Genomic DNA, 3,102 nt, shown 5'->3' on the forward strand with positions numbered 1-3,102 from the left:
ATCGTCAGTCAATTAGGGAAAAATTAAATGTCCCCGCCCGCAGTATGCAGGTTAAATGCCCAACAGCTTAGCAGCAATGGCTGTTTTGGGGCAGTCTGCTGGCGTGACGATTTCCCGACTCTTGACAATTGGCGAGTCCCGGCAATATTGCAGATTTCACGTAGGAAGTGCTCAATCTGAGGTGCGATCGCACACAATTTAGATCACAATAGTTAATTCAGAAGCCCGCCAGCTTCACCTTTGAGAAACTGACAGAATAGTAAATTCTAACCAGAACACCACTATGGGAAAACCAACAGGCTTTATCGAATTCTTGCGCGAATTGCCCTCCGAACTCTCACCAGTCGAGAGAGTCCACAACTGGGACGAATTTCACCTGCCAATGGATGAGGACAAACTCCGCACCCAAGGCGCGCGCTGCATGGATTGCGGCATTCCGTTTTGCCACACGGGCACAATTATCAGCGGCATGGCAAGCGGCTGCCCGATTAACAACCTCATCCCCGAATGGAACGACCTAGTATATCGCGGACTGTGGAAAGAAGCCCTAGACAGACTCCACAAAACGAACAACTTCCCCGAATTCACAGGCCGCGTCTGTCCCGCCCCCTGCGAAGGCGCTTGCGTGCTCGGCATCAACAACCCGCCTGTGACGATTAAAAACATCGAAGCTGCAATTATCGATAAAGGCTGGGATGAAGGCTGGATTACTGCCGAACCACCCGCCAAACGCACCGGCAAAAAAATCGCCGTCATCGGTTCCGGGCCCGCCGGTTTGTCCGCCGCCGCGCAACTAAATAAAGCCGGTCATTGGGTAACAGTATACGAAAGAGCCGATCGACCAGGCGGCCTGCTAATGTATGGCATCCCCAACATGAAGCTAGACAAAGAACAAGTCGTAATGCGCCGCCTGAAAGTCCTCGAAGACGAAGGCGTGACATTCGTGTGCAACACCGAAGTCGGCAAAGACTTACCAGCCGAACAACTGCTAAAAGAATACGACTCCGTTGTGCTCTGTACTGGCGCCACCAAACCCCGCGACTTAGGCATCCCCGGCCGGGAATTAAAAGGCATCCACTTCGCAATGGACTTCCTGACTGCGAACACCAAAGCAGTTTTAGACAAGAGTACCAACGATAACTTCATCTCCGCCGAAGGCAAAGATATCGTCATCATCGGCGGTGGCGACACCGGCACCGACTGCGTGGGCACCTCCATCCGCCACGGCTGCAAAAGCCTCGTACAGCTAGAAATCCTGCCCAAACCGCCCTCGGAACGCGCCGCCAACAATCCCTGGCCGGAATGGCCAAAAGTCTACCGCCTCGACTACGGCCAAGAAGAAGCCGCAGCCAAATTCGGCGACGACCCCCGCGGCTATCTCACCACGGCGACAAAGTTCGAGGGCGACGAAAACGGCAATGTCAAAGCTGTGCACACCGTTGAGGTGGAGTGGGCGAAAAACGAGAAAGGGCAGTTCATTCCGAACCACATCCCGGGCACGGAAAAAGTGTTGCCCGCACAGCTTGTGTTGCTAGCGATGGGTTTCCTCGGCCCCGAACAGCCGCTGCTGGATGCGCTGGGATTGGAACGCGACGCCCGCAGCAACGTGAAAGCCGAGCACGAAAAATATACAACCAGCATTCCGGGAGTTTTCGCGGCTGGGGACTGTCGCCGGGGACAGAGTTTGGTGGTTTGGGCGATTAATGAAGGACGTGGCGTGGCCCGGGAGTGCGACCTTTATCTGATGGGGAGCACTGATTTGCCTTAGTTGGTAGGTGTGGGTCGATCGAGATTGTTTGATTTCCGATAATTTATTAGGCCCGTAGGGGCGGGTTCGCCAAGATTTTGATTTAAAAACCAAAAATATTGTAAACCCGCCCTTTGTACCTTGAAATAGGTAGATTGCGATTTACCGTTGGGTGGGGGCGGGCTTCGCCGTGAGCGTCAGCCGAACGGTTTACGAGATTATGGATTTTAGGCAAATATTGTTGGTGAAACCCGCCCCTACAAATCTTTTGATTTGGGATGATTTTCGTGAATAAATTCCGATAATTTATTAGGTCTGTAGGGGCGGGTTTTACCAACAATATTTGAGGCTGACAAACAATCTATAAAAACCCGCCCCCACCCCACCAATAACCCAGATTAACCTGATGTTTGAGAGCATCCCAAAAATGTAGGGGGCGGGTTTATTATATTGTTGGTTTATGACAGAGATGGTTGGTGAAACCCGCCCCTACGAATCGGTTAATTTGGATTTCTCGTTGGGGGGGCGGGTTTGTTATATTGTTGGTTTATGGCAGAGATGGTTGGTGAAACCCGCCCCTACGAATGGATTGACATAATATTAGAGGACGATCGACTGCATATAAAATTTGCCATTCCATTCGATCGCCAGCGGACTAGATTCATTAATTTTGACTGAATTATGAGGATACAATTGATCTTTTCCCCACAACAAAGGATTATTAACAATATATTCACGAATGGCAACTAATGATTCTTCATTGCGGATGATATGTTCGTAATAACCCCGCTGCCACACCGATATGCCGGTCAAATATCGCATTTGGTTAATTCGCCGCGCCGAAGATGTTTTTAAACCCCGCACAATTTCCGACAAAGGATGGATTGTTGATTTTCTGTACCCAAATTTATCGGATTCTGTATAATTTATTTCTGGGCTCCCTTTCAAAACAATAATTCCATGAACGTGATTTGGCATCACAATAAAATTGTCTAATACTACGTTTTGGTAACGTTTGGGAAGAATGCTCCAATTGAATAAAACAGTTTTCCCATAGGGACTCAATTGCATTTTATCATTAATAACTTCGCCGAATAAACATTCGCGCTGCCAACTGCAAATAGTGATAAAATACGCACCGGGAGTCCTATAATCATATCCTGGCAGGCGAATTGAACGGCGGTGGTGTTTATTACGATCGTATTTCATAATTTTGTTGCCATAAAAAAGTTCGTTGGGCCGGGGCGGATGTATTGTATTGTTGGTTTGTCTCATAGATATAGTCATTTCAAATAAATGTGAGACAAATGTAAGATGATGTAAAATCAAGAAAAATTGTTAACTCGGAGTCGAAA

At 48.5% G+C, this 3,102-nt stretch carries 3 protein-coding genes; 2 read left to right on the forward strand and 1 reads right to left on the reverse strand.

What is annotated here, in order from left to right; genetic code table 11:
- Positions 1-55: 55 nt before the first annotated feature.
- Positions 56-202 (forward strand): hypothetical protein, encoded by a 147-nt coding sequence (locus QT994_RS07670; RefSeq protein WP_333173110.1) that lies wholly within the window; start codon positions 56-58, stop codon positions 200-202.
- An 81-nt stretch (positions 203-283) separates the two neighbouring features.
- Positions 284-1,768 carry a glutamate synthase small subunit gene (gene gltD, locus QT994_RS07675; RefSeq protein ID WP_333173112.1) on the forward strand — a complete coding sequence of 495 codons (1,485 nt, stop codon included), beginning with the start codon at positions 284-286 and terminating at the stop codon, positions 1,766-1,768.
- Positions 1,769-2,347: 579 nt separating this feature from the next.
- Here the strand turns inward: gltD and QT994_RS07680 are convergent.
- Positions 2,348-3,022, reverse strand: a complete 675-nt coding sequence (locus tag QT994_RS07680; protein WP_333173114.1) for a transposase — start codon at positions 3,020-3,022, stop codon at positions 2,348-2,350.
- Positions 3,023-3,102: the final 80 nt, after the last annotated feature.

This window comes from Microcoleus sp. S13_B4, from assembly GCF_036700885.1.
Classification (GTDB): domain Bacteria; phylum Cyanobacteriota; class Cyanobacteriia; order Cyanobacteriales; family Microcoleaceae; genus Microcoleus.

Excerpts from the sequence above, each read along its gene's own strand:
- QT994_RS07680 (WP_333173114.1), bottom strand. The coding sequence starts at position 3,022 with ATGAGACAAACCAACAATACAATACATCCGCCCCGGCCCAACGAACTT.
- QT994_RS07670 (WP_333173110.1), top strand. The coding sequence starts at position 56 with ATGCCCAACAGCTTAGCAGCAATGGCTGTTTTGGGGCAGTCTGCTGGC.
- gltD (WP_333173112.1), top strand. The coding sequence starts at position 284 with ATGGGAAAACCAACAGGCTTTATCGAATTCTTGCGCGAATTGCCCTCC.